This window comes from Micromonospora sp. ABR4_055 (assembly GCF_056160425.1).
Genome location: NZ_JBSWXD010000024.1, coordinates 18,669 through 44,551 on the forward strand (window position 1 = coordinate 18,669; position 25,883 = coordinate 44,551).

24 protein-coding genes are annotated in these 25,883 nt (G+C 70.1%); 10 read left to right on the top strand and 14 right to left on the bottom strand.

The features are described 5' to 3' along the window. Positions 1 to 3: 3 nt before the first annotated feature. Positions 4 to 1,353: an SWIM zinc finger family protein gene (locus ACXAHD_RS08810; protein ID WP_281552546.1), complete on the bottom strand. Its 1,350-nt coding sequence runs from the start codon at positions 1,351 to 1,353 to the stop codon at positions 4 to 6. 282 nt (positions 1,354 to 1,635) lie between these two features. On the opposite strand from ACXAHD_RS08810, the gene ACXAHD_RS08815 reads away from it, so the two are divergent. Then, a complete protein-coding gene (locus ACXAHD_RS08815) occupies positions 1,636 to 2,055 on the top strand; it encodes a YbjQ family protein (RefSeq protein WP_281552545.1) in 420 nt (139 codons plus the stop codon). A gap of 32 nt (positions 2,056 to 2,087) precedes the next feature. On the opposite strand, the gene purB is transcribed toward ACXAHD_RS08815, so the two are convergent. Beyond that, the gene (gene purB / locus ACXAHD_RS08820) at positions 2,088 to 3,521 is read right to left on the bottom strand and encodes an adenylosuccinate lyase (RefSeq protein WP_289211826.1); all 1,434 of its coding nucleotides are present in this window, start codon (positions 3,519 to 3,521) and stop codon (positions 2,088 to 2,090) included. A gap of 295 nt (positions 3,522 to 3,816) precedes the next feature. On the opposite strand from purB, the gene ACXAHD_RS08825 reads away from it, so the two are divergent. The 3 genes from ACXAHD_RS08825 to ACXAHD_RS08835 all read left to right on the top strand — a co-directional run bounded on the left by ACXAHD_RS08825 (position 3,817) and on the right by ACXAHD_RS08835 (position 7,558). Further along, entirely contained in the window at positions 3,817 to 5,091 is a 1,275-nt protein-coding gene (locus tag ACXAHD_RS08825) for an IPT/TIG domain-containing protein (RefSeq protein ID WP_289211825.1), read from the top strand. A 372-nt stretch (positions 5,092 to 5,463) separates the two neighbouring features. Next, complete coding sequence (locus ACXAHD_RS08830) at positions 5,464 to 6,639, top strand: tRNA-ribosyltransferase family protein (RefSeq protein WP_289211824.1); 1,176 nt, start codon at positions 5,464 to 5,466, stop codon at positions 6,637 to 6,639. A gap of 7 nt (positions 6,640 to 6,646) precedes the next feature. Further along, positions 6,647 to 7,558, top strand: a complete 912-nt coding sequence (locus ACXAHD_RS08835; RefSeq protein WP_289211823.1) for a class I SAM-dependent methyltransferase — start codon at positions 6,647 to 6,649, stop codon at positions 7,556 to 7,558. A gap of 71 nt (positions 7,559 to 7,629) precedes the next feature. Here ACXAHD_RS08835 and ACXAHD_RS08840 read toward each other — a convergent pair whose 3' ends face one another. After that, positions 7,630 to 8,454, bottom strand: coding sequence for an Rmt family 16S rRNA (guanine(1405)-N(7))-methyltransferase (locus ACXAHD_RS08840; RefSeq protein WP_475049681.1), 825 nt, complete (start codon positions 8,452 to 8,454; stop codon positions 7,630 to 7,632). Positions 8,455 to 8,936: 482 nt separating this feature from the next. On the opposite strand from ACXAHD_RS08840, the gene queF reads away from it, so the two are divergent. The 6 genes from queF (at position 8,937) to ACXAHD_RS08870 (ending at position 13,511) form a co-directional block, all read left to right on the top strand. Next, positions 8,937 to 9,308, top strand: a complete 372-nt coding sequence (queF, locus tag ACXAHD_RS08845; protein ID WP_282232853.1) for a preQ(1) synthase — start codon at positions 8,937 to 8,939, stop codon at positions 9,306 to 9,308. A gap of 230 nt (positions 9,309 to 9,538) precedes the next feature. After that, positions 9,539 to 10,252, top strand: a complete 714-nt coding sequence (gene queC / locus ACXAHD_RS08850) for a 7-cyano-7-deazaguanine synthase QueC (RefSeq protein ID WP_282232854.1) — start codon at positions 9,539 to 9,541, stop codon at positions 10,250 to 10,252. Then, the gene (gene queE / locus ACXAHD_RS08855; protein WP_475049686.1) at positions 10,249 to 10,896 is read left to right on the top strand and encodes a 7-carboxy-7-deazaguanine synthase; all 648 of its coding nucleotides are present in this window, start codon (positions 10,249 to 10,251) and stop codon (positions 10,894 to 10,896) included. Before queC ends, queE begins: the two co-directional genes overlap by 4 nt. After that, complete coding sequence (queD, locus tag ACXAHD_RS08860; RefSeq protein WP_282232856.1) at positions 10,896 to 11,252, top strand: 6-carboxytetrahydropterin synthase QueD; 357 nt, start codon at positions 10,896 to 10,898, stop codon at positions 11,250 to 11,252. Before queE ends, queD begins: the two co-directional genes overlap by 1 nt. A gap of 131 nt (positions 11,253 to 11,383) precedes the next feature. Further along, complete coding sequence (locus ACXAHD_RS08865; RefSeq protein WP_475049690.1) at positions 11,384 to 11,836, top strand: SCP2 sterol-binding domain-containing protein; 453 nt, start codon at positions 11,384 to 11,386, stop codon at positions 11,834 to 11,836. Positions 11,837 to 11,930: 94 nt separating this feature from the next. After that, positions 11,931 to 13,511, top strand: a complete 1,581-nt coding sequence (locus tag ACXAHD_RS08870; protein ID WP_475049696.1) for an AMP-binding protein — start codon at positions 11,931 to 11,933, stop codon at positions 13,509 to 13,511. A gap of 32 nt (positions 13,512 to 13,543) precedes the next feature. On the opposite strand, the gene ACXAHD_RS08875 is transcribed toward ACXAHD_RS08870, so the two are convergent. The 11 genes from ACXAHD_RS08875 to ACXAHD_RS08925 all read right to left on the bottom strand — a co-directional run bounded on the left by ACXAHD_RS08875 (position 13,544) and on the right by ACXAHD_RS08925 (position 25,872). After that, positions 13,544 to 13,819 (bottom strand): DUF2795 domain-containing protein, encoded by a 276-nt coding sequence (locus tag ACXAHD_RS08875; protein ID WP_123606462.1) that lies wholly within the window; start codon positions 13,817 to 13,819, stop codon positions 13,544 to 13,546. A 65-nt stretch (positions 13,820 to 13,884) separates the two neighbouring features. Beyond that, positions 13,885 to 15,129: a phosphoribosylamine--glycine ligase gene (gene purD, locus ACXAHD_RS08880; RefSeq protein WP_475049700.1), complete on the bottom strand. Its 1,245-nt coding sequence runs from the start codon at positions 15,127 to 15,129 to the stop codon at positions 13,885 to 13,887. Between the two features lie 11 nt (positions 15,130 to 15,140). Next, entirely contained in the window at positions 15,141 to 16,505 is a 1,365-nt protein-coding gene (locus tag ACXAHD_RS08885) for a NarK family nitrate/nitrite MFS transporter (RefSeq protein WP_281552509.1), read from the bottom strand. Positions 16,506 to 16,707: 202 nt separating this feature from the next. Beyond that, complete coding sequence (locus ACXAHD_RS08890) at positions 16,708 to 17,082, bottom strand: Rieske (2Fe-2S) protein (RefSeq protein ID WP_281552508.1); 375 nt, start codon at positions 17,080 to 17,082, stop codon at positions 16,708 to 16,710. Continuing rightward, positions 17,079 to 19,565: a nitrite reductase large subunit NirB gene (gene nirB, locus ACXAHD_RS08895; protein ID WP_281552507.1), complete on the bottom strand. Its 2,487-nt coding sequence runs from the start codon at positions 19,563 to 19,565 to the stop codon at positions 17,079 to 17,081. Before nirB ends, ACXAHD_RS08890 begins: the two co-directional genes overlap by 4 nt. Position 19,566: 1 nt before the next feature. Then, on the bottom strand, positions 19,567 to 19,914 hold the full coding sequence (locus tag ACXAHD_RS08900) for a molybdopterin oxidoreductase (protein ID WP_281552506.1): 348 nt from the start codon (positions 19,912 to 19,914) through the stop codon (positions 19,567 to 19,569). 14 nt (positions 19,915 to 19,928) lie between these two features. Beyond that, positions 19,929 to 22,118, bottom strand: coding sequence for a molybdopterin oxidoreductase family protein (locus ACXAHD_RS08905; protein WP_289211819.1), 2,190 nt, complete (start codon positions 22,116 to 22,118; stop codon positions 19,929 to 19,931). 106 nt (positions 22,119 to 22,224) lie between these two features. Further along, positions 22,225 to 22,722 (bottom strand): hypothetical protein, encoded by a 498-nt coding sequence (locus tag ACXAHD_RS08910; protein ID WP_475049706.1) that lies wholly within the window; start codon positions 22,720 to 22,722, stop codon positions 22,225 to 22,227. An 11-nt stretch (positions 22,723 to 22,733) separates the two neighbouring features. Next, the gene (locus ACXAHD_RS08915) at positions 22,734 to 23,945 is read right to left on the bottom strand and encodes an ABC transporter permease (RefSeq protein ID WP_289211818.1); all 1,212 of its coding nucleotides are present in this window, start codon (positions 23,943 to 23,945) and stop codon (positions 22,734 to 22,736) included. Continuing rightward, complete coding sequence (locus ACXAHD_RS08920) at positions 23,933 to 24,676, bottom strand: ABC transporter ATP-binding protein (protein ID WP_282232867.1); 744 nt, start codon at positions 24,674 to 24,676, stop codon at positions 23,933 to 23,935. The genes ACXAHD_RS08915 and ACXAHD_RS08920 overlap by 13 nt, the downstream gene beginning before the upstream one ends. Then, positions 24,673 to 25,872 (bottom strand): efflux RND transporter periplasmic adaptor subunit, encoded by a 1,200-nt coding sequence (locus ACXAHD_RS08925; protein WP_289211817.1) that lies wholly within the window; start codon positions 25,870 to 25,872, stop codon positions 24,673 to 24,675. The genes ACXAHD_RS08920 and ACXAHD_RS08925 overlap by 4 nt, the downstream gene beginning before the upstream one ends. Positions 25,873 to 25,883 lie beyond the last annotated feature (11 nt).

Consider the following 25,883-nt stretch of genomic DNA (forward strand, 5'->3'; position numbering starts at 1 on the left):
GCCTCACATCGAGTTCGTGGTGATACGGGCGGCGAGCACGTGCTTGCACGGCCCTCGTCCGCCCTGGTACTTCGCCCACCAGAGGCAGGTGCAGCTCACCCAGCCGGCGGCACCGAACCGTACGGTGTGGATCTCCTTGCCCGTACCGACGGTCGCCAACCCGTCGGCGATCGTGACGGCACCGGCTGCGACCAGCTTGCGCGCTGCCCGCAGCCGCGGATTGAACCTTTCGACCTGCTGCGGCCGGTACGGCAGGTCGCGGTGGAAGTGCGACTGCTCGGCGAGGTCATAGCCGACCTGACCTGCCGTGCCCAGGGTGGTCAGGGCTGCCCGGACCCGGTGTGACGGCAGGTCCGCCATCCGGGCCAGCTGGTCGACATCGATCGTCGGGTCCCAGGCCAGCAGCGCGGACACCAGGGCGGCGTCCTCGGTCGCCGTCGAAGTGGCCAGATCGTCGAGCACCCCGCCCTCGCCGGAGAAGCCCCGTGCCGCCGCCGGCGAGAGCATCAAGGTCAGCCGCATCCCCGGCAGCCGTGCCTCCCACGCGACGGGCCCGAGGGTCCCGTCGGCTGGGGCGTAGATCCGGACGGCGTCCGCGTACGGCAGGACCGGCCACAGCGTGGTCAGCCGCTCGACGCCGGGCAGGCCGATCGTGCCCGGTCCGGGGCGGGTGGCCGGGCGCAGGCCGCGGCCGGTCACGCTCACCCAGTGCGTGGTGCCGATGACTGACCGGGTGGTAGGGCGTGGCGCTGCCCGCAGGACCGCCTCCGCGTCCGCCGGCGACACCTCCGCCCGCAGGCTCAGCCCGGTGGCCAGCACCTGCGCCTCGGCGAAGCCGCGCACCCACCGCGACGGCAGGGGTACCTGCTTCTCCACGTACCGCCCGTCGAGCGTCGTGACGGCAACCTCGTCCGCCCCGACGAGCAGGTGCAGCGGCGTGGCAGCACCGACCCGGTTGAGCGCTCGGCGGAAATCCGAGTTGACGTCGACGTTGGTGGTGCCGTGCCGGATCACCTCGCCGTCCAGGCCGTCGTCGAGGATGTCGAGGCGGGCGTAGACCCCGCAGCATCCGGAGAAGGACTCGATCCGCAGCCGGTCGCCGTTGGCCGTGACCACCGGGTCCAGCGAGGCGGCGAGCTGTGGCCGGTAGTAACGCGTCGCCGCCACGTCGGCGACGACGAGGAACGCGGTCGCGGCAGCGACGGGGGCGGTAAGGAAACCTGTGAACAGCTGCGGATGCGTCACCGGGCCCTCGGGGGTCACCCCGCCGGATGTCTCCAGCAGCATGGTCAGCCGGCCTGCATCTCCCTGGAGGCGGGAGAGCCCGCGGTACGCGTAGTCGTAGTCGGACACGGCGGCAATCCTGGCAGGAGTGCCCAAGAACCGCCCAGTAGCCCCAACCAGCCAAGAAACGGATGAACTGCCGTTTCGTTGGCGAGGAGGGCCGTCGCTCCGCGGCCGTGGATCCTCTATTCCCGGCAGTTGACTAGTGCCTGCCCAGCGGGTGTCCGCTGACCGTTAGCTGGCGCGGGCTCCGCTGAGGTACCAAGTGGCCGCGCTGTGCCGTTTGACGGATGGCGCAGGCCCCACCAATGCCCGCGAGCAGGGCACACCATCACTCATAGCATCGGTTCCGTGCTGATCGTGACGACGAACGATCTACCGGGATACGAGATCCGGATCGTGCTGGGTGAGGTGGTCACCTCCGTGGTCCGCTCGATCAACCCCTTCAAGGAAGGCGTCAAGGCGCTGCGGGGCGGCAAGTCCGACCCGGGCGGACCGGCCAGCCTCACCAAGTACCGGACCGAGATCATCGGCAAGCTGGGCGATGCCGCCAAGAAGAAGGGCGCGAACGCCGTCATCGGAATGCGGTTCGACACCCGGCAGGTGGGCAGCACCCACATGGAGCTCTGCGCGTACGGGACGGCCGCCGTGGTGCTGCAGCTCCGGCCCGACGCCGGCGACGACTCGAAGCAGTTCAAGGTCGACGCGAGTCACTCCGACGCCAGCGCCGGCAACGACACCAGCGGCTCGGCCGGCTCCGGCGGCAGATAGGTCCACCGAATCGGGGCCGGCAGCAGCTAGCTCTACAGGATCGGGGCCGGTTGGTAGGCGGCGGCCACCGGGTGGTCGGCGACCACCGCGGCCACCCGGGCCGCCACCGCCCGCACCTGCGACGGCGCGGCGCCGACGAAGCCAGCCCGGTCGGCGACCACCAGGGCGATCTCGTCCCGGCTCAACCCGAGCCGCCCGTCGGCGGCGAGCCGGTCGAACAGGTCGTTGTCGGCGGCACCCTGCTCCCGCATGGCCAGCGCCACCGCGACCGCGTGCTCCTTGATCACCTCGTGCGCTGTCTCCCGGCCGACGCCGCCACGCACCGCCGCGACGAGAATCCGGGTGGTGGCCAGGAAGGGCAGATAGCGGTCGAGTTCCCGGGCGACCACCGCCGGGTACGCGCCGAACTCGTCAAGCACGGTGAGGAAGGTCTGGAACAGCCCGTCGGCGGCGAAGAACGCGTCCGGCAGCGCCACCCGACGTACCACCGAGCACGAGACGTCGCCCTCGTTCCACTGGTCGCCAGCGAGCTCGCCCACCATCGACAGGTAGCCCCGGATCACCACGGCCAGCCCGTTCACCCGCTCGCTGGAGCGGGTGTTCATCTTGTGCGGCATGGCGCTGGAGCCGACCTGCCCGGGCCGAAAGCCCTCGGTGACCAGCTCGTGGCCGACCATCAGCCGGATGGTGGTGGCCAGCGAGGACGGGGCGGCGGCGACCTGGGCCAGGGCGGAGAGCACGTCCAGGTCGAGGGATCGGGGGTAGACCTGGCCGACGCTGTCCAGCACCCGCCGGAAGCCGAGGTGACCGGCGACCCGACGCTCCAGCTCGGCGACCTTGGCGGCGTCACCGTCGAAGAGGTCCAGCTGGTCGGCGGCGGTGCCGACCGGCCCCTTGACGCCGCGCAGCGGGTAGCGGTCGATCAGGTCGGTCAACCGTTCGTACGCGATGAGCAGCTCCTCGGCCGCCGACGCGAACCGCTTGCCCAGCGTGGTGGCCTGGGCGGCGACGTTGTGTGAGCGGCCGACGAGGACCAGATCGGTGTGCTCGACGGCGAGCCGGGCCAGCCGGGCCAGGGTGCTGACGACCCGGTCGCGGATCAGCTCCAGCGATGCCCGGATCTGTAGCTGTTCGACGTTCTCAGTCAGGTCCCGGGAAGTCATCCCTTTGTGGATGTGCTCGTGGCCGGCGAGCGCGCTGAACTCCTCGATCCGGGCCTTGACGTCGTGCCGGGTGATCCGCTCGCGCTCGGCGATGGCGGCCAGGTCGACCTGGTCGACGACCCGCTCGTACGCGTCGATCACCCCGTCCGGCACGGCGATGCCGAGGTCGCGCTGGGCGCGCAGGACGGCGAGCCAGAGTTTGCGCTCCAGCCGGATCTTCTCCTGCGGGGACCAGAGAGCGGCAAGCTCGACGGAGGCGTACCGGGCGGCGAGCACGTTGGGAATCTGCGGACGCGATGTCACGTACGGCAGTCTGACATGCCGACCTGCCGGCACTGCCGGGCAGCCGGCGAGCACCGGCGGACCGCTGACCCTCTCGGCGTTCCTCGTGCTCCGTAGCTGCACCAGCACCCTGGCAGTCGGTCACGATCTGACCGATATGGCCAATCTAGCGATAATTGCGTAACTGGTCGCATTTTCTCTCGTTCAGCCTGTCGTTGCCGAATTCTTCCGGCCACACCACTCCTGCTCCTGCCCGCCAGTGCGAGTCGTATCCCCACCTGGCGCGGTGTGATGCCGAAGTCCGAGACGAGGAACTGTGCGTACCACCACACGCCGCAATACATCCATGCTCACCGTCGCAGCCCTGGCCGGAGCGCTCGCCAGCCTGTCCGTGTCCGGGCCCGTCACGGCAACGGAAGGTGACGGGCACGCCGTCGGCGTCCGATTCGACCTCGCCGCAGACATTCTCGGCACCACCGTGATCGACGCGGACGCCATCGTCGGCAGCGCCACCGCCCCGCCGAAGCCCGGCACCGACAGCGGACCCGCGATCGAGGTCGTCCTGCCGACGGCCGTCGGTGTGTCGGCCAGCGGGACGGTCGAGGAGGTGTCCGTCACCAGATGGCCGTACCACAGCACCGGGTCCGGCACGGTCAGCGACCTGGCCGTCAGTGTTCTCGGCGTACCCGCACTGACGGTGACCGCGGCTTCCGCCTCGGTGAGCTGTGGAGCGGACCGGCGGGCGGCGGTGGAGACGGCGCTCGACGGGCTGACCGTGTTCGGTGCAGCCGTCAGCCTGCCTGTCGAAGGGTCACCGATCACGTCGAGCCGGCCGCTGCCGGTTACCGGGCTGACCGGCGCGCGGCTGACCGCGAGCGTCACCGGAACCGAGATCCGCGAGCTCGGCACCCGCGTCACCGCCGCCACCGCCGCCACGGCGACCTTCGAGATCGCCGGCGACACGGCCGATGGCTCGGTCACGGTTCCGGCCGGCACGGTGACCGTCGCCGAGGCAGCGTGCGTGCGGCCGACACCGCCGACCGATCCGACATCACCAGGACCTGCGGGTATCGACACGCTCACCGACTCCACGTATCACAGCGATGCCACGCCCTGGATCGACTCGGTCAACCCCGGTGAAGGAACCGCCGCCGGCGGCACCACGGCGACGGTCAGCGGCACTGGCTTCGTTCCCGGGCAGACCCGGGTGACAATCTGCGGCCAGACGCTCGGGCCGGAGGTCGTCACGGTCAGTGGCGCATTCAACGTGTTGACCTTCCCGACTCCCGCCTGTGAGGCCGGCACGACGACGATTTCCGTACGCACCCCGGTCGGCACCTCCAACGAGATCGCATTCCGGTATGTCGGGGAAGGACCGCCGGTGAGCGAGGAACCGGGCGACGGCACATCGGATGACGGCCTTCCGGTCACTGGGCGCACGCTGGGTCCGCTCGTTGTCAGCGGCCTTCTGGCGATCCTGGTTGGTGCCGCCCTGCGGTTCGCCGCCGGCGGACTACTCGGCCCCGGGACGCGACGGACCGGCGACGTCCACCCGCCGCAGGCACTTTCGTATCAGCCGCCGACCGAGTAGATGCTCCACGGCCAATGGTCACCCTTGTGTTGACCGACCAGAGCGAATCCGGATTCAGCTGCACATCAGGGTGATGAGAGTCGGTTGAGCCCGGCTGCCATCTGGCGACCGGAACGCCAGTCCATGATCGGACCATAAGGAAATGCTGTTCAGCAGGATTCACCGTAGGGCCGGCCAGGAAAATGCCGCCGGACAGTGGTAGCGTTCGAGCCCCTGCACGTGCATGTCCGAGAAGGACATATGCCGGTCCGGCAAGGACAGCCCGGTCAAGACCTACCAGTCAGCCGCCCGTCCGGGCGGCGACCGAGATGGCGTCCGGCGGGTCGCGTATCGTGGGGAAGCCGTCTGCCGCCGTCGAGGAGCTGCGACCTGATGATTTCCGCAGACCCTGCCGCTCCCGCTGGGCACCGATTGCAGGCCGGGCACCGGCTGGAGACCGGGCACGGTTCGATCGTTCTGCCGACCTTCCTGCCCGACGGCACACGGGCCTCGGTCCGCGCGGTCGACAGCCGTGATCTGGCAACAGTGGGAATCCAGGCGGTGATGGTGAACGCCATGCACCTGGCGCAGCGCCCCGGGCTCCAGGCCGTCCGACGGGCCGGCGGGCTACACCACTTCATGGCCTGGGACGGTGTGATCGTCTCAGATTCCGGCGGGTTTCAGATCCTCTCCCTGATCCGCAAACGGGGACAAATTGGGTCAATCCGATCGAACGGGGTGACTTTCCAAGAGTCACCGGACACGAAGAAGATCGTGCTCACCCCCGAGAAGGTCATCGAATGGCAGTTCGGCCTCCGATCCGACGTGGTGATCGCCCTCGATGACTGCACCGGCCCGGAGGACTCCCCGGCTCAGCAGCTCGCTTCCACCGAGCGCACGATCCGCTGGTTCCGGCAGGCCCGACAGGCGTACGACCTCCAGTGTCGGCAGCGCCGGACATCGGAGCCGCCCCTGTTGGTCGGGGTGGTCCAGGGCGGTACCGATCCGACGCTGCGCCAACGCTGCGTCGACGCCCTCGTCGAGTCGGGGGCGCAGGGGTTCGGATTCGGCGGCTGGCCGCTGAACTCCGCTGGCGAGTTGGAGCGCGACATGTTCGCCCTGCTCGCCCGGATCACTCCACCCGACGCGCCGCTGTTCGCCCTCGGAGTCGGCCGGCCCGAGCATCTGGTCTCCCTCTGCGGACTCGACACTCGATGGATCTTCGACTGCACGATCCCGACCCGGGATGCCCGGCATGGCCGCCTTTACGCGTTCAAACCTGATATCGCCAGCCGGCAGCTCACTCCGGATCGGAGCTTCTACCAGAACATCTACATCCTCGACGAGGAGAATTCCCGCAAGGACCAGCCGATCTGCCCGACCTGCGACTGTCCGACCTGCCAGCGGTACAGCCGCAGCTATCTGCACCACCTGTTCCGGGTGAAGGACGGACTGGCGGACCGGCTCGCCACCCTGCACAATCTTCGCTTCTACACCCGCCTGCTGGAGATGATCCGGTCCGGCCAGCTTGCCGGATCCGCCGCACCCGAGCCGGGCGGGCAGGGATGACCGGCCGGTGACCGCACCTCCACCGGACCGGGCGCCGGACCACGACCAACCACTGGCCAGGCTGCGACCAGCAGGTGCCCACCCGCCGGGCATCGCCGCGTCCCCAGCACGAACCGCCGAACCTCCCGCCGTCCACAAGGTGATCGCCCGGATCACCTCGGCCGCCAAATACCGCGACATCCACCCGGAGACCATTGTCGACCTGGTACGGCGGGAAGGGCGGGGCACTGGCGACCCGGCCGAGCTGGAACGGCGGGTCCGGGCCCGGTTGCACAAAGTGGCTGCGTTGCATCTGCTCACCGCCCGGCCACCGGCGCTACGACGGGCGGTCGACCGAGCCGATCTCGACGATCCCCAGGGCCGGCGGGACTGGTGCCGGCAGATGCTGGGCGGCCACTTCTCCACCGCCGAGCGTCTGCCCGACCTCGACGACTTCTACCCCGTCCTGTTCGGACTGGTACCGCCGCCACGGACGGTGGCGGACCTCGCGTGCGCGCTGAACCCGTTCACCCTGCCCTGGTTGAGGCAGGTCAGCGAGGCCCGGTACGTCGGCTACGACTTCAACGCGTCGTTGGTAGGGTTGGGCAACGCATTTCTGGCACGAGCCTACCCGGACTGCGAGGTCCAGCACGAGGATGTGCTCGCCGACGGCCGGCAGGTGAGCGCCGACCTGGCGCTACTGCTCAAGACGTACCACTGCATGGAGGGACGCCGTACTGGTGCCGGGCAGGCGCTGATCGACCGACTGGACTGCCGCGACGTGGTGGTTTCGTTCCCCACCCGGGCCATGAACGGTCGAGCTGCGGTCTTCGTGTCTCGACATGTCGAGGAGCTCGCCGAGCTGGCCCGCGATCGGGGTTGGCGCATTTCACGGGCCAGCCTGGCGTCGGAGGAGCTGATAGCGATCCACAAGGGGTGAGACCAGGTGGTCTCAGTCCTCCCTGAGCCGCGACTCCGCTCGTTCCAGTTCTTCTGAAGGCTCAGCGAAAGCTACTTCTGAATGATGTAGACCAGCTCGTTGCCAATTTCCAGTTGCCGGAAGCTGTATGACCGCTCCCGGACCTGCGACTCAAAGTTCCGCGAATAGGTCTGGAACATCCCTTTCGACCGCTGACCGAGAGATCTGGTCGGAAAGGTAGCCACGATGATCGGCGAGTTGACGAGGTCGATCGCTTCCCAACCGGATCCCCTGCGCTGAGTTTCCAGGCAGGGCAACGTCTTCAGCAGCAGTGTGACATCGATCGGCTCGCGAGCGCGATCCTCAAGGATGTCAGCCACCCCCACCCGGTGTTTTACACCCAATCTCGTCAGCACGGAACCCACGAAGTCGATCAGGCGGGCGTCGATGTCGGACGCGACGTACACGGCCTGCTCGGGTAGGCCCATCCACGGCACAGCCAGCGGGCTGAGGCCGCAGGCTAAATCACGCACCGTACTCGGCTCGGGCAGTTCACGAAAGACTTCTTGGTAGAACCCTGTCAGGTGTGGCAGCCGCTCCCGGGTGGATAGATGCACCGTCATCGCACGTCGGAGGGCCGCCTGTACCGCTTCGTCGTCTCCGGTGTCAACGGCAGATTCGATCTGCCTGAGTAACGCTGCATAGTTGGGCGGCTTGGGCGGTAAAAACGCACCGTAAATCTCATGTAGCCCGCGCTTGGTGCGTTTCACCGCATCGGGAACATCGCCGCGAGCCGCGACGAGAGCTGCTCCGGCCAGACGTCGCACGGTGGCTGAAGCCACCGTCTGGTAGCGCCGACTCTTCACGATGACCTGCTCGATCTCGTCGACTCGGCTGTCGCCCGCAGATTGCGTCATTGCTTGATCCATAGTACACGAAGGCGGTCTGCGCCACCCGGCCGACCGCGTTGGGAATGCCCGGAATCCTGGCACCACCCCTCTTCAGGATCTCCACCGCCCAGAGCGGACCGGGGAAGTGGGCAAATTTCCCCCAGGTTCATCCCGAGAATCACCTCCGACCTTCCCCGTCCGTACCTGACGCGATCCCGGCCGTGCGCTTTCCAACCACGCTCAGGACGACGGTCTTCAGCCAACGCCTTTCGTGGTGGTGTGAGGCTTGTTTCCGCAAGCCGGCACCGAAGGGTCAAGCAGCCTCCATCTCCATGCAGCACCACGGTACGTGACGCTGCCACCCGGCTTCGAAACTAGCAAGATCATGACCTCGGGTGCGGGCGGCTTCCCGGGTCACCAGCAGCGAGTGGACGTACCGGGCATGCCGCACGCAGCGGCCGGGAACAGGGACAAGATGGACACATTACGGCAGAGCCTATGATCGGTCCATGGCGCTGACTAAGCTCGGGCAGGCGCAGGCCAAGCCTGACGGGACACTCGACACCTTTCCGATCACGGACAGCTCGCAGGAAATCACGATCGACTGCCGGGAGTTCACCTGCCGCTGCCCCATCACGGGGCAGCCGGACTGGGCGACCATCCGGATCGACTACCGTCCGGGTGACCGGGGTGTGGAAACCAAAAGCCTCAAGCTCTACCTGGAGACCTTCCGGGATGAAGGCATCTTCCACGAGCACCTGGCCACGAGGATGCGGGATGATCTGGTAGCCGCACTCGACCCCGTCTTTCTCAAGGTCACGGTTGACTTCAACGTCCGGGGCGGCATCGCGCTGGCAGCGTCGAGCACCTACCGGCGCTGAGCCACGGCCGCCTGATGAAGGGCCTGCCTGAACGCCCACAACGCTTGGCTTCCTCCCCGCCCGCAAGGAACGGGTATTCCCCTGGTCACCAACGGAACAACACCCCACTCGAATGGACTGATACGAGGACTCCGCTCCCGGCCGGAACGCCGGCCCTGAGCGAGGCTCCGGCGGCACGCTGGGTATGCTTGCCAGCTGGCTAGACCTGTGCCGATGGACGGGGGTGGAAGGTGACGGAGCACCTGCCGACAGGGACGCGGAATGCTGTGGTGCTGCTCAGCGGCGGCCTCGACTCCACGACGGCGCTCGCGATCGCGATACACGAGGGCTACCGGGCCCACACGCTCAGTTTTCGGTACGGGCAGCGACACACTGTCGAACTTGACGCCGCCGCCCGCGTGACGAAGGCGCTCGGCGCGGCCCAACACATCGTCGCCGACATCGATCTGCGGGCCTTCGGCGGGTCCGCACTGACCGACGACGCGCTCGCGGTACCGCACCGTACCAACCCCGATGAGATGGACGACACCATCCCGGTCACTTACGTACCGGCACGCAACACGATCTTCCTGTCGTTCGCGCTGGCCTGGGCGGAGACCTTGAACGCGTCGGACATATTCATCGGGGTCAACGCACTGGACTACAGCGGCTACCCGGACTGCCGCCCTGAGTACATCGCTGCGTACGAGGCGATGGCCAATCTTGCCACCAAGGCCGGCGTCGAGGGGCAACAGCGGTTGCGCATCCACACCCCGCTGATCCGGCTGACCAAGGCCGCGATCATCCAGCGGGGCCTGGAGCTGGGGGTCGACTTCGCATGGACTCACAGCTGCTACGACCCGATCGACGACAGGGCCTGCGGCAGCTGCGACTCCTGCCTGCTCCGTCAACGCGGTTTCGCCGAGCTCGGCATGATCGATCCTGCCATCTCCGGCGACGGATGATCGGCGTGTACCGGGTCAAGGAGATCTTTTACACGCTTCAGGGCGAGGGTACGCATGCCGGTCGCCCCGCAGTATTTTGCCGATTCACTAGTTGCAACCTCTGGACCGGGCGGGAACGCGATCGACATCGTGCGATCTGCCAATTCTGCGATACCGACTTCGTCGGCACCGACGGCACCGGGGGCGGGCGGTTCTCGTCCGCCGCCGAGCTGGCCACCGCCGTCGCCGAGGCTTGGCGAGGGCGGGCGCACCCCCGCAGCCGACGGTATGTGGTGTGCACCGGCGGCGAACCACTGTTGCAGCTGGACGAGGCGGCCGTGACCGCCCTGCACGAAGCAGGCTTCGAGGTCGCGGTCGAGACCAACGGCACTCTGCCCGCACCTGCGGGCATCGACTGGATCTGTGTCAGTCCCAAGGCCGGCGCGGATGTGTTACTCACCCGGGGTGACGACCTGAAGCTCGTCTTTCCCCAGCCGGAGGCCGACCCGGCCCGCTTCGAGCACCTCGACTTCGGCCATTTTCTGCTGCAGCCGATGGACGGGCCGGATCGAGTCGCCAATACTGCGGCTGCGGTGCGGTACTGCCTAGAGAATCCGCAGTGGCGTCTGAGTTTACAGACTCACAAATACATTGGGATTGCCTGATGGAGATCTTTCGGGAGTTCACCTTCGAGGCCGCACACCGGCTGCCTTACGTACCCGAAGGCCACAAGTGCGCCCGCCTGCACGGACACTCGTACCGGGTCACCGTGCACGTCAGTGGCCAGGTCGGAGCGCGCACCGGTTGGGTGATCGACTTCGGTGACCTCAAGCAGGCGTTCGCACCGGTCCGAGAGCAACTCGACCACCACTATCTCAACGAGATCGCCGGGCTGGAGAACCCGACGAGCGAAGTGCTGGCCCGATGGATCTGGCAGCGACTTGCCGGTCAGTTGCCGTTGTCAGCGGTTACGGTCCGGGAAACCTGCACCTCCGGCTGCGTCTACCGAGGCGAGGACTGAGCACGCCCGACTCTACGGGTGGTCGGGCCCCCGCAGCGGCTGGGGTCCGCGTCAGGCCCCACCGGCCGAACCTACCGACGCGTAACATTACGCTAAGGTAGGCCCGACGTTCCGATCTGGAGGGGTATGCGATGACCGAGTTCGACCCGGCCAACTTCGCGTCCATCGACGCCAAGGAGTTCAGCAAGCTGGTCAAGACCACCCCGCATTCCAAGATCGCCGAGGTGATGCAGGGCGACCTGCGCGGCAAGGTCCTCGACGAGGTGTTCAACCGGATGCCCGTGCTGTTCCGTCCGGAGAAGGCCGGCGCCACCAGCGCGGTGATCCACTGGAACATCACCGGCCGGCCGGACGGCGGCACCGACACCTACGAGATCGTCGTCGACAACGGCACCTGCGTGGTATCCCCGGCCGCCGAGCGCGAACCGCGGCTGAGCCTGACCCTCGGACCGGTCGACTTCCTCAAGGTCGTCGCCGGCACGGCGAACCCGATGATGATGTTCATGACCGGCAAACTCAAGGCCAAGGGCGATCTCGGACTCGCCGCCCAGATCCCCAACCTGTTCGACATCCCCAAGAGCTGACCACCGATCCGTAACCCCGCCTGATACGTGTCCTGTATCAGCGGGGTCGACCATCCCTCCGACCGGTCACGCCCGCAGCTGGGGGTGTGTGCCGGTGGACCTGCCGTTCCTGATTTCCACGCTGACCCGACGCGGGGTGCTCACCCCCGGCTCGCCGGTGCGGACCGTCGCCCAACTCGCCGCACTGCGTCGCTGGGGGTTCACCCTCGTCGGCGAACTGCGCCAGGCCGCCGCCCGCGATCCACGCCGGGTCGCGCTCATCGACGACGGCGGACAACAGCTGACCTACCGGGAGCTGCTCGACCGCGCCGAGCGGCTGGCCGGGGCGCTACGTACCGCACTGGATGTTTCCGCCGGGGACCGGATCGGCCTGCTCTGCCGCAACCACCCCGACATGGTGGCCGCGATGGTCGCCGCCGGGCTACTCGGCGCGGACACCGTACTGCTGCACACCGGGCTGGCCGGGCCGCAGCTCGCCGCCGTCGCCGACGAGCTGCGGCTGCGGGTGCTGCTGCACGACCGCGAGTTCGGCGAGCAGGTGGTCGAGGTCGACACCGGGGTGGTCCGGGTCGACGAGACCCGGGTGGCGCAGCTGCTGCGCGACGCTCCGACGGACACCCGGCTGGAGCCGCCGCGCCGCGACGGCCGCATCATCGTGCTCACCTCCGGCACCACCGGCACCCCGAAGGGCGCCCGGCGACGGACCCCGACCGGGTTCGGACCGCTGGCATCGATCATCGACCGGATCCCGCTGCGGGTCCACGACCGGATCATGATCGCGACGCCGGTCTTCCACACCTGGGGGTACGCCGCCCTGCAGATCGCGTTCGCGCTGCGGGCCACCGTGGTGCTGCACCGACGATTCGAGCCGGCAGCCGCGCTGGCCGCCGTCGACCGGCACGACTGCACCGCGTTGTTCGCCGTACCGGTGATGCTGCAACGGCTGCTGCACGACGTACCGGAGCCTCGGCAGCAGCCGACCGGGCTGCGGGTGGTCGCGGTCAGCGGCTCGGCGCTCGGCGGCGGCATCGCCACCCGGTTCATGGACCGGTACGGCGACGTGCTCTACAACCTGTACGGGTCGACCGAGGTCTCCTGGGCGGCCATCGCCACTCCGGCCGACCTGCGCCGGGCACCGAACACGGCCGGCCGGCCGCCGTACGGCACCCGGCTGGCGGTGCTCGGGCCGGACGGCGAACCGGTGCCGACCGGGCAGGTCGGGCAGATCTTCGTCGGCAACGAGCTGCTCTTCGACGGCTACACCACCAGCGACGACGGCACGGCCGAACGCCGGCACGGGCTGCTCGGCACCGGCGACCTCGGCCATGTCGACGCCGACGGGCTGCTCTTCGTCGGCGGCCGGGCCGACGACATGATCGTCTCCGGCGGGGAGAACGTCTTCCCGTCCGACGTCGCCGACCTGCTGGCCCAGCTACCGCAGGTACGCGAGGCCGCGGTGGTCGGCCTGCCCGACGCGGAGTACGGCCAGCGGCTCGCCGCGTACCTGGTGCTGCACCCGGAGGAGACGCTCGACGCCGAGGCGGTCCGGGAGTACGTGCGCCGCTACCGCGCCCGGTTCGCCGTCCCCCGGCATGTGATCTTCCTGTCGGCGCTGCCGCGCAACGCCGCCGGCAAGGTTGTCACCCGGGACCTGCCCCGGCCGCCGGGCAGCTGACCCCCCGGCCCGGACTTGGTGAACCCCGGCACTTACGGCTGGCGCAGATGCTGGGCCACCCGCTGGTGGTCCCGGAACCGCGCCCGCGCCGCCCGTTGGGCCGGGTCCTGCTCCGGCGCGGCGTCGATGTGCGCCGAGCGGGCCGCCTCCGTCCGGTTGGCGTACTCGACCGGCGGCAGGCCGCGCAACGCGCGTACCACGCCGGGGCTGGCGCCGACCCGCCGCGCCTCCGCGACGATCTGTTCCTTGTCGGCGGGAAAGTCCAGCTCGTTCAGGCTGTCCAGTACGTCCTGGTAGCTCGTCCCCATGCGCCGGGGCGTACCCGCCGCGCGGGCCGCTATCCGGCCGGCACGGGGTGATCCGGCACCCGGGGTCAGGGCAGGGTGATCCGGCCTTCGGCGGCGGCCAGGGCGATGTCCGCCCGGAAGTGCCCACCGGGCAGGTCGACCCCGGCCAGCAGCCGGTACGCGGCGTCCCGCGCGCCGGCCAGGTCGGCGTCGACTCCGGTGGCGCTGAGCACCCGACCACCGGCCGAGACGAGCTGCCCCGTGGCGTCGCGGGCGGTGCCGGCGTGGCTGATCCCGGCCTGCCCGGCACCGGTGATCACGTCGCCGGTGCGGGCCGCCGCCGGGTAGCCGGCCGACGCGAGGACCACGGTCACCGCTGCCCCGTCCCGCCAGCGCAGCGGCGGGTGGTCGGCGAGCGTGCCGGTCGCCGCCGCGTGCAGCAGGCCGGCCAGCGGGGTTTCCAGCAGCGCCAGCACCACCTGGGTCTCCGGGTCGCCGAACCGGGCGTTGAACTCGATCACCCGGGGGCCGGCGGCGGTGACCGCCAGCCCGACGTAGAGCAGCCCGGCGAACGGGGTGCCCCGGTGGCGCATCTCGGTCAGCGTCGGGTGCACCACCTCGGCCATCACCTGGTCGACCAGGTCCGGCGGCGCCCACGGCAGCGGCGCGTACGCACCCATGCCGCCGGTGTTCGGGCCGGTGTCGCCGACGCCGACCCGCTTGAAGTCCTGGGCCGGCAGCAGCGGCACCGCCGCCGTGCCGTCGGTGACGACGAACAGCGACACCTCCGGCCCGGCCAGGTACTCCTCGACCACCACCTGCCCGCAGGAGTCGGCGTGGGTGAGGGCGGCGGCGCGGTCGTCGGTCACCACCACCCCCTTGCCGGCGGCCAGCCCGTCGTTCTTCACCACGTACGGGGTGCCGCAGGCGTCCAGCGCGGCGGCCACCTCGTCGGCGTTCCGGCAGGTCACGGCGCGGGCGGTCGGCACCCCGGCGGCGGCCATCACGTCCTTGGCGAAACTCTTGGAGCCTTCCAGTACGGCGGCCGCGCCGGACGGCCCGAAGCAGGCGATGCCCTTGGCGCGTACCGCGTCGGCGACCCCGGCGACCAGCGGTGCCTCCGGACCGACCACGACCAGGTCGGCCGCCACCTCGACGGCGAGGGCGGCGACCGCCTGCGGGTCGGTGGCGGTGACCGGGCGCAGCTCGGCCACCGCCGCTATGCCCGGATTGCCCGGAGCGGCGATCAACTGGTCGACGGCGGGGTCGGCGGCCAGGCTGGACGCGAGCGCGTGCTCGCGTCCGCCGCTACCGATGAGAAGTACGCGCACGACGCCCGATCCTAGACGCCGGCCTGCGCCATCCGGGAACCCCGCCGCAGATAGGCGAACCAGGTGACGGCCAGCATCACCACGAACAGCACGACGTAGAAGCGCAGCGCCGGCTCGATGTTGCCGTACGTCGACTTGGCCCAGGCGTAGCAGATCGGCACCAGGAAGCCGCCGAACGCGCCGACCGACGAGATGATGCCGAGCGCGCCGGCCGCCTCCCGGCGCATCCGCAGCATCGTCTCCGCAGAGCCGCCGCGGTCCTCACCCTTCACCCGGAAGATCTTCGAGATCATCCGGTACGTCGACCCGTTGCCGATGCCGGTGGCGACGAACAGCACCATGAAGCTGACGAAGAAGACGCCGAGGTTCTGCTGCTGCACCGCCCACAGCGCGGCGTAGGCGCCGGCCGCAAGGACGACGAAGCTGGCCGCGGTCACCCGGGCGCCGCCCATCCGGTCGGAGAGCCGACCGCCGAGCGGCCGGGCGACCGAGCCGATCCCGGCGCCGAGGAACGCCCAGCCGAGCGCGATGTCCGGCCGGTTGAACACCGCGTTCAGCAGGGTCGGGAAGGCCGCCGAGTAGCCGATGAACGAGCCGAACGTGCCGATGTAGAGCAGCGACATGATCCAGGTGTCAGGGTGGCGCAACGACGACCAGACCGGTTCGACGTCCGCTTTCGCCTCGGCCAGGTTGTCCATGTAGAGGTAGGCGCAGACCGCCGCGATGACCGCCAGCGGGATGTACATCAGGCCGGCCCGGGACAGCGCCAGCCCGCCGCCGAGCACGATCACCTTCGGCACCAGGAACTGCACCACCGCGACGCCGATGTTGCCACCGGCGGCGTTCAGGCCGAGCGCCCAGCCCTTTTCCCGTTCCGGGTAGAAGAACGAGATGTTGGCCATGCTGGATGCGAAGTTTCCGCCGCCGAATCCGGCTGTCGCGGCGATCATCAGAAGGGTGCCGTACCCGATTTCCGGATTGTTGACCGCCCAGGCGAGACCGGCGCACGGGATGATCAGCAGCAGGGCGGAGACGACCGTCCAGTTGCGGCCGCCGAAGATCGGCACCGCGAAGGTGTACGGCAGCCGCAGGAACGCCCCGACACCGCTCGGTACGGCGGTCAGCCAGAGCGTCTGGCTGACGCTGAGGTCCCACCCGGCGCTGCTCAGCCGCACCACCACGATGCTCCAGAGCAGCCACACCGAGAAGCCGATGTGTTCGGCGAAGATGGAGAAGATGAGGTTGCGCCGGGCCACCGGCCGGCCCACCGTACGCCAGAAGGTGGGGTCCTCCGGCTCCCAGTGCGCAATCCACCGTTTCCGGTTCTCCTGCGGGCGGGTCTCGATGGTCTCCGCGTTGACTGTCTCGTTGGCCATCAGGTTGGCTCCTTAGCCATCGGGTGCCGTAGGGTGGCGATCGAGATGCTGCCGAGCGACGTTTCCGGATCGGCGATGATCGGACGTCTACCGGGGTGGCATTGGGGAGTCAGGTTATGAACCGAATGTTTCCTGGCGTGGAAAACGGTGATGTCGGAGCGTGGTCATGGTTCGCACCGGGCCGGCCCCGACGTTGTGAGATCTACCGGCCGGCGCCACCGGCAGGCGGTACCGGAACCCGTGCCGCCGGCACCGACACCCACACCGTGCCGGCTGGGTCCTGCCGGACCGGGTAGCTGCGCAGTGCCGGCTGCCCGGTGCGCGAGCACCCGGTCGCCAGCTCGAAGACGTGCTGGTGCAGCGGGCAGATCACCACCTCGGCGTCGATCAGCCCGTCGGCGAGCGGGCCGCCGGCATGCGGGCAGACCGCCGCCACCGCCCGCAACTGCCCCGACGTCAGCCGGAACACCGCCACCAGGTCACCTGCGACCGGGTAGGCCCGGCCCTCGCCGGGTGGGATGTCGTCGCCGGGTCCGATCCGGTGCTCGATCAGCCGGCTGTCCTCGACCGCGGTCACGACCGGCTGCTCTCGGCGCGGACCGGTACCGCCGGCAGCGGCACCAGCGGCAACGCGGTCCGGAACTGGCCCGGGGTCGCCGGGGCGTCCCGTTCCCGCCACGGATCCCGGTAGCCGGCCACCGCCGCCGCCATCCGTTCGTCGAGTCCGGGGCCGAGCCCGTCGACGTCGTCGACGATCAGCTCCCGCAGCCGGTCGACGCCGACCCTGGGCACGAACGCGTAGGTGCGTTCCAGCCAGTTCGCGTTCTCCCGGTAGTACTGCAGGAACCGGCCGGTCAGCGTCATCACCTCATCCGGCGCGTCGACGGTGGCCAGCAGGTCGCCCTTGCGTACGTGGGCACCGGCCGCGCCGCCGACGTAGATCTCCCAACGGCCGCCCTCGATCGCGACCACCCCGAGGTCCTTGACGTACGCCTCGGCGCAGTTGCGCGGGCACCCGGTGACCGCCAGCTTGAGTTTGCCCGGCGCCTCCAGCCCCTGGAACCGTTCCTCGATCGCGATGCCGAGCGCGGTCGAGTCACCCAGGCCGAACCGGCAGAATTCGCTGCCCACGCAGGTCTTCACGGTCCGGAAACTCTTGCCGTACGCGTACCCGGACGGCATGTCCAGGTCGGCCCACACCTGCGGCAGGTCCTCCTTGCGGATGCCGAGCAGGTCGATGCGCTGCCCGCCGGTCAGTTTGACCAACGGCACCTGGTGCTTCTCGGCCACGTCGGCGATCCGGCGCAGCTGGGCCGGGGTGGTGCAGCCGCCCTTCATCTGCGGCACCACCGAGAAGGTGCCGTCGCGTTGGATGTTGGCGTGCACCCGGTCGTTGATGAACCGGGCGCCGCGCTCGTCGACGTACTCGTCGCCCCACATCATCCGCAGCAGCGACACCAGCCCCATCTTGCTCCTGGCGTCCTCGCGGCCGTCGGCGAGCGCCTCGAAGACCGCCGACACGCTGCGCAGCCCACGGGCGCGGATCTCGGCCATCAGGGTCGGCTTGTCCATCGGCACCCCGGGCACGTACCAGTTGGCCGCCGGGTCCTCCCCGACCTCGCCGCCGGCCGCCCACTCGACGATCTGGCCGACCAGGCTCTTGCACGAGCCGCAGCCCTTGCCGGCCCGGGTGGCGTCCATCACCCCGGTCACCGTGCGAACCCCGCCGGCGACGGTGGCGACCAGCGTGCCCTTGCTGACCCCGTTGCAGTTGCACACCTGGGCGTCGTCGTCGAGTTCGGCGGCGGACACCTCGGCCGACGGCCCGCCGAGGTCGAACAGCAGCCGGACCCGCTCCTCCGGTAGCGGCGAACCCCGGTCGAACGCCTGCATCAGGAAGCCGACCTTGCCGACGTCGCCGACCAGGGTGGCACCGATCAGCCGGTCGTCGCGGACCACCACGCTCTTGTAGACGCCGCGCCGGGGTTCGGCGAAGACCACGAACTCGTCGTCGTCGCGTTCCGGCGCGGTCACCCCCATGGCGGCCACGTCGACCCCGGCGACCTTCAGCTTGGTCGCGGTCCGCGAGCCGTGGTACGCCGCCGTCGGGTCGGTGCCGGTGAGCTGCCCGGCGAGCACCTTCGCCTGGTCCCACAGCGGCGCAACCAGGCCGTACGTCTGCCCTCGGTGCTGCACGCATTCACCGACCGCGTAGATGTCCGGCTCGTCGAGCACCCGCAGGTGGTCGTCGACGACGATGCCCCGCTCCACCGGCAGGCCGCTGACCTGCGCGAGCGTGGTGTTGGGTCGGATTCCGGCGGCGATCACCACCATGTCGGCGGCGAACGTGCGCCCGTCGGCGAGCCGGACCCCATCGACGGCGTCCCGGCCGAGGATCCGCTCGGTGCGGGCCTTGGTGACCACGTCGATACCGAGCCGTTCGACGCTGCGCCGCAGGATGTCTCCGCCGGTGGCGTCGAGCTGGGCGTTCATCAGGTGCCCGGCGGCGTGCAGCAGGGTCACCGACACGCCGTACTGCTGCAGGCCGCGGGCGGCTTCCAGGCCGAGCAGGCCGCCGCCGATCACCACCGCCCGCTCGTGGTCGCGGGCGTAGCGGATCATCGCCCGGGTGTCGTCGAGCGTGCGGAAGGTGAACACTCCCTGGTGGAAGCCGCGTCGTGGGTGGTGGGCGCCGTCGATCGGCGGCACGAACGGCACGCTGCCGGTGGCGATCACCAACTTGTCGTACGGGGTGACGGTGCCGTCGACGGCGTGAACAACCCTGGCGAACCGGTCGATCCGGGTCACCTCCACCCCGGCCCGCAGGGCGATGCCGTTCTCCTGGTACCAGGGCAGGCTGTTGAGGAAGATGCCGTCCTCTTCCTCGGCGCCGGAGAGCACGTTGGACAGCAGGATCCGGTTGTAGTTGCCGTACGGTTCGGCGCCGAACATGGTGATGTCGTACCGATCCGGGCCGACCCGGTCGATGATCTCCTCGACGGTACGGGCACCGGCCATGCCGTTGCCGACCACCACCAGTCGCGGTCGTCGCTGCGTCACCTCACACCTCCACCAGGCCGAGATCGAGCACGACGGTGCCGGTGACGCCTTCCGGCGCGGCGAGTTGCAGCTCCACCACGGTGCCGGCGACCAGGTCCTCGACGACCCGCAACGGCACGTGCACCGCGTCGCGGGCGCCGATCGGGAAGTAGCGCATCGGGTCGCCGTCGCGCAGCAGCAGGACGTAGACCAGCTCGCCGCTGCTGTTGCCGCCCCGGAAGTAGACGGTCTGCGTGACCAGCCCGTCCGGCACCGTGTAGCGCAGGCTGCCATCCAACGGCAGCGGCGTGTCCAACCCTTTGCCGTCGAACGCGAACACTCCTTGCAGGAAACGTGGGGTCGACTGCATCGTGGGTCCCTTCGTCAGGTGGCGGAATCGTCGGGGGCGGCGCTGCTCGGGCCGGCTCCGACCGGGCCGGTGGTGGCCCGGCCGGCTCCGTCGGGTCCGGCGAAGCGGCGGACCGCCACCGCGCAGACCTTGAACGCCGGCATCCGGGAGTGCCGGTCCAACGTCGGATCGGTCAGGGCGTTGGCGCTGGCCGTGCCGCCCCAGTGGAACGGCACGAAGACGGTGTCCGGCCGGATGTGCTCGGTCAGGTACGCCCGGAACACCGCCCGGCCCCGGCGGGTGGTCAACTCGACCAGGTCTGCGGTGCCGATGCCGAGCCGGCGGGCCAGGTCCGGGTGGATCTCGGCCTTCGGGTCGCTGGCGGTGCTGGCCAGCGACGGCGAGCGGCGGGTCTGGTTGCCGCTCTGGTACTGGCCCATTATTCGGCCGGTGGTGAGCAGGTACGGGTAGCTGCGGTCGGGCAGTTCGGCCGGATCCCGGTGCTCCACGCGGATGAACCGGGCGCGCCCGTCGGCGGTGGCGAACCGTTCGGTGAACAGTCGCGGCGTACCCGGATGGCCGTCGGCCGGGCACGGCCAGAACACCCCGTCCTCGGCCTCGATCCGCTGGTAGCTGATGCCGGCGTAGTCGGCGATCCCGCCGGCGCTGGCCCGGCGCAGCTCGTCGTAGACGGTCTGCGGGTCGGTGGAGAAGTGTTTGCCCCGGCCGAGCCGGTCGGCGAGCGCGGCCAGCACGCTCAGGTCGTCGCGTACCCCGTCCGGTGGTGGCAGCACCCGGCGGCGGCGCAGCACCCGACCCTCCAGGTTGGTCATGGTGCCCTCCTCCTCCGCCCACTGGGCGGTGGGCAGCACCACGTCGGCGACGGCGGCCGTCTCGGACCGGAAGATGTCCGACACCGCGAGGAAGTCCAGCGCGGCCAGCCGGTCGGCGACCCGGTCCCGGTCGGGCGCGGAGACCAGGATGTTCGAGGCGAACACCAGCATGGTGCGCACCCCGCCGGGGGTACCGATCCGGTCGATCATCTCGGTGGCGGAGACCCCCGGGCCGGGCAGGTCGGCCGGGTCGACGCCCCACACGGCGGCGACGTGGGCGCGGGCGGCCGGGTCGTCGAGGCGCCGGTAGCCGGGCAGCTGGTCGGCCTTCTGGCCGTGTTCCCGGCCGCCCTGGCCGTTGCCCTGCCCGGTGATGGTGCCGTAGCCGCTGCCGGGCCGGCCGGGCAGGCCGAGGGCGAGGGCGAGGTTGATGTACGCCTGCGCGGTGTCGGTACCGCTGCTGTGCTGCTCGGCACCGCGCGCGGTGAGGATCATCGCGGTCGGCGCGGTGGCCAGCGCGTGCACCGTACGCTGCAGCAACTCCTCGGACACGCCGGTGATCCGTTCCACCCGGTCCGGCCAGTAGCCGGCGACGGCGGTGCGGACCGCGTCGAACCCGGTGGTCCGGTCCCGGATGTACGCCTGGTCGACGTGGCCGGCCCGGATGGCGATGTGCAGCAGCCCGTTGGCCAGGGCCAGGTCGGTGCCGGGCGCCACCGGCAGGTGGATGCCGGCGCCCCGGGCGGTCGCCGAGCGGCGCGGGTCGGCGACGATGTGGACCGCGCCGGCGGCCCGGCCGGCGTCGAAGTACTGCATCGCCGGTGGCATGGTGTCGGCCGGGTTGCCGCCGACAACCAGCACCGCGCGGGCGTCGGCGATGTCGGCCAGCGGAAACGGCAGGCCTCGGTCGATACCGAAGGCCCGGTTGCCGGCAGTGGCCGACGACGACATGCAGAACCGGCCGTTGTAGTCGATGTGCGGGGTACGCAGTCCGACCCGGGCGAACTTGCCGAGCTGGTACGCCTTCTCGTTGGTCAGCCCGCCGCCGCCGAACAGGCCGACGCTGGCCGGTCCGTACCGGTGCTGGCTGGTCTGTATGGCGGCGGTGATCCGGTCGAGGGCCTCGTCCCAACTGGCCGGGCGCAGCGGGCTGCGCCGGTCGGCCGGGTCGGCGCGCACCAGCGGGGTGAGCAGTCGGTCGGGGTGGTCGAGCAGTTCCGGCGCGCTCCAGCCCTTGGCGCAGAGCCCGCCCCGGTTGGTGGGGAAGTCCGCCGGCTCGATGACGGGCGGTCGGGGCGGCGCCGGCCGCATCCGTACGCCGCACTGCAGCGAGCAGTACGGGCAGTGGGTCAGCACGTTCCCGACCAGGTCGGGACTGCCGTGGTCACCCATCGCCCAAGAGTGGGAAATCGACGTTGCGCTATCGTGTTGCCGACGTCACATCGATGTTGCCAACTACTGTTGATCTTGTCGATCTGGATGTGATCAGCGTCAGCTGTCAGTCACCGGCGACGATCGACTCGGCGCTGACGGTGCCGTCCGTCGCGGTTTCGCCGGCCACCGACACCGGCACGCCGACGGCCAACCCGTCGAGGTCACCAGGCACCCGGACGGCCGTCCCGCCATCGGTGCGCACGATCACCACCTCCCCGGCCTCGGTCTCCACGTACACCGTGTCGCCGTCGACCAGCTTGACCGTGCCGACCGCTGCCGGTTGCGGGCCGCCCCCTTCCGCACCCGTCGCGTCGGCCGCGCCGCCCCGCTGCAACTGCCCCGCCCCCGGCTGAAACTGCCCGGCGCCGGATCCGCGCAGTCCGGGCCCGGCACCCGCGCCAGTGTCGTCGTTGGACGGCACCGCCACGCCGACGGCGAACCCGGCGACCAACAGCAGCACGGCAACCAGCCACGGAGTGAGCCGGTTCGTCCACGGCCGAGGCGTCGCCGCGGCCAGCCATTCGGTGTCGTCGTCGCGCACGTCATCTCCACCCGTTGTCATCAGTCGGTCACCTACTCGTACCGCAGGGCGTCGATGGGTCGCAGATTCGCCGCCCGGCGGGCCGGGACGCTGCCGAAGAAGAGGCCGATCGCCACCGACACGCCCAGCGCCAGCAGCACCGAACTCGGCACGATCACCGGCTCCACCCCGACGATGGTGAACCGGCTGCCGATCACCGCGACCGCGACCCCCGCCCCGCCGCCGATCGCGCTGAGCAGCGTCGCCTCGACAAGAAACTGGGCCATGATGGTGCCGGGTGGGGCGCCGAGCGCCTTGCGGACACCGATCTCGCGGGTCCGTTCGGTCACCGTCACCAGCATGATGTTGGTGATGCCGATCCCGCCGACCAGCAGGCTGATCGCCGCGACCGCGCCGAGCAGCACAGTGAACGTCTCCGCCGTCGACGCCTGCGTCTCCAGCAGCTGTGCCGCGTTCTGAATCCGGTACGAGGAACCGCCGGAGACGCCGCCGGAGCCGGCAGCGCCGTCCGTGGCCAGCTTGCGGTCCAGGATCGCGCTGACCTGTGCCTGCGCGGCGTCGACCCGGTCCGGCCCAGCCGCCTCCACCAGCACCGAGTTGATCGACCCGTACCCGGTCAATGTCTGGCGCACCGCGGTCAACGGCGCCACCACCAGGTCGTTGGCGTCCTGCAGACCGCCGGTGGAGGTCTTCTCGGCGAGCACGCCGACCACGGTGAACAGGGTGCCGTCGACCATCATCTGACTGCCCAGCGGATCCGCTCCGGCGAATAGCTCGTCGACCACGGTCTGCCCGACGAGCGCCACCCGGCGGCCCTGCGCGACATCGGCCTCGGTGAAGGTGACCCCCTCGCCGACCGGCGTGTTCGACGCCGCCAGGTAGCTCGGGTAGCTGCCGACGAACTGCCCGACGGAGTGGTCGGCGTCGCCGTAGGTGAGGGTCGCCGAGGTGCTGACCACCGGCGACACCGAACGGACGTCCGGGGCGAGCACCGGATCGTGCAGCGCCTCGGCGACCGCGACGGTCAGCCCGGCGCCGCCACCGCCGGACGCCGACACGGTGATCGTGTTGGTGCCGAGCGCCTCGATCCGCTCGTTGACCGTCTGCGCCGACCCGTTGCCCACGGCGACGAGCAGGATCACCGCGGCCACGCCGATCAGGATGCCGAGTGTGGTCAACGCCGAACGCAGCTTGTTCGCGCCGATGCCGCGCAGCCCGGAGCGGACAATCTCTACGGGCCCCACTGGGCGACCTCACGGTACGGTCTGCCCGCACCCGGCTGACCGGCACCGTGGCGTCGGTCGTCGGAGACGATCCGCCCGTCGCGGACCCGTAGCAGCCGGCGGGTCCGGTCAGCGACCTCCGGTTCATGGGTGATCAGCATGATGGTGCGGCCGTCGGCGTTGAGCTGGTCGAAGATGGTCAGCACCTCCTCGGTGGACGCGCTGTCCAGGTTTCCGGTCGGTTCGTCCGCCAGCACCAGCGCCGGTTCGGTCACCAACGCGCGGGCGACCGCGACCCGCTGCTGCTGGCCGCCGGAGAGCTGGTTCGGCAGATGCCCAGCCCGTCCGGCCAGCCCGACCAGGTCGAGCGCGGCCAGCGCCCGCCGGCGTCGCACGGTCGGACGGACCCCGGCGTACGCCAGCGGCAGCTCGACGTTCGCCACGGCGGTGGTCCGCGGGATCAGGTTGAACGACTGGAAGACGAAGCCGATCCGGCGGTTACGGACCATGGCCAGCTGCCGCTCGGTGAGTTGGCTGACGTCCACCCCGTCGATCAGGTAGCGGCCGGTGCTGGGCACGTCCAGACAGCCGAGGATGTTCATCAGCGTCGACTTGCCGGAGCCGGACGAGCCCATCACGGCGATGAACTCACCCCGGTCGACCTGCAGCGACACGCCCCGCAGAGCGGCGACCGCCGACTCACCGACGCCGTACACCTTGGTCACGTCCCGTACGTCCAGAACCGGGCTCACCGGCCACCCCCCGGCCTGCCGCCACCGGAGAAGCCACCGGCACCCGGTCCGCCCCCGCCGGGGAAGCCGCCACCGCCGGTCAACCCGCCGCCACCGGGGAAGCCGCCGGACCCGCTCTCCGACTCGGTGGGGATGACGACCACCACCTGTTCGCCGACGGCCAGCCCGGAGATGATCTCCACCGCGTCGTCGCCCTGCAGGCCGACCTCGACGGTACGGCTGACCTGTGCGCCGTCGACCAGCACGGTGACCGACTGCCGGGTGCCGGTGCCGGTCAGCGCGGCCGGGCTGACGGTCAGCACGTCCACCGCCTCGCCGACAACCACCGTCACTTCCACGGTCTGTCCAGGCCGGACGCCTTCGGGCAGCGAGTCCAGGTCGAGGGTGATCGGATAGCTCACCACGCCGTTGGTGGTGGCCGCGTTCGGGTCGATGACCCCGATGCTCGCGGTGGCCTCGGTGTCCGGCAGCGCGTTCCACCGTACGGTCGCCGGCTGACCGGTCTCGAGCCGCGTCGCATCGGTTTCCGACACCGAGGCGGTCACCTCCAACTGGGTCAGGTCGGCCAGATCCACGAACCCACTGGCACCCGACGACGAGGACGACCCGGTGCCGCCACCCGCCGACGACGACCCGGTGCCGCCTCCGGTCGACGCGCCGACGCTGCCGTTGACCGCGACGACCGTACCGGCCACCGGGGCTGTCAACGTCGTGCCGTCGACGGCCGCCTGCGCCTCGTCGACCGCGAGTTCCGCCTCGGTCACCGCGGCGACGGCGTCAGCCGTCGACACGCCAGCGACCTCGGCGGTGTCGAGGGCGTCCTGCGCGGCGTCGAGGTTGGCCCGCGCGGCGTCCAGTTCCCGCTGGGCCACCGTGTCGTCGACCCGGGCGAGGACCGCGCCCTCGTCGACCTGCTGCCCGACGGACACCAGGATCTCCGTGACCGTGCCGCCGGTGACGAAGTCAGCGACCGCCGTCTTCGCACTGCGTACCGAACCGGAGGCGGTGACCGTCGCCGTGACCGTGGCCTGCTCGACGACGACGGTCGCGGTTGCCGCCGAGCCGGCGGCGACAGCGGTGTTGTCCGGCCCGACCACTGTGTGGTACGTCCAGCCGAGCAGGCCGAGTACGGCCAGGACAAGAACCGCATTGAGGATCAACGGCCGGCGAAGGCCGGCGAGGCGACGCACAGGCATGGCGGACAGCT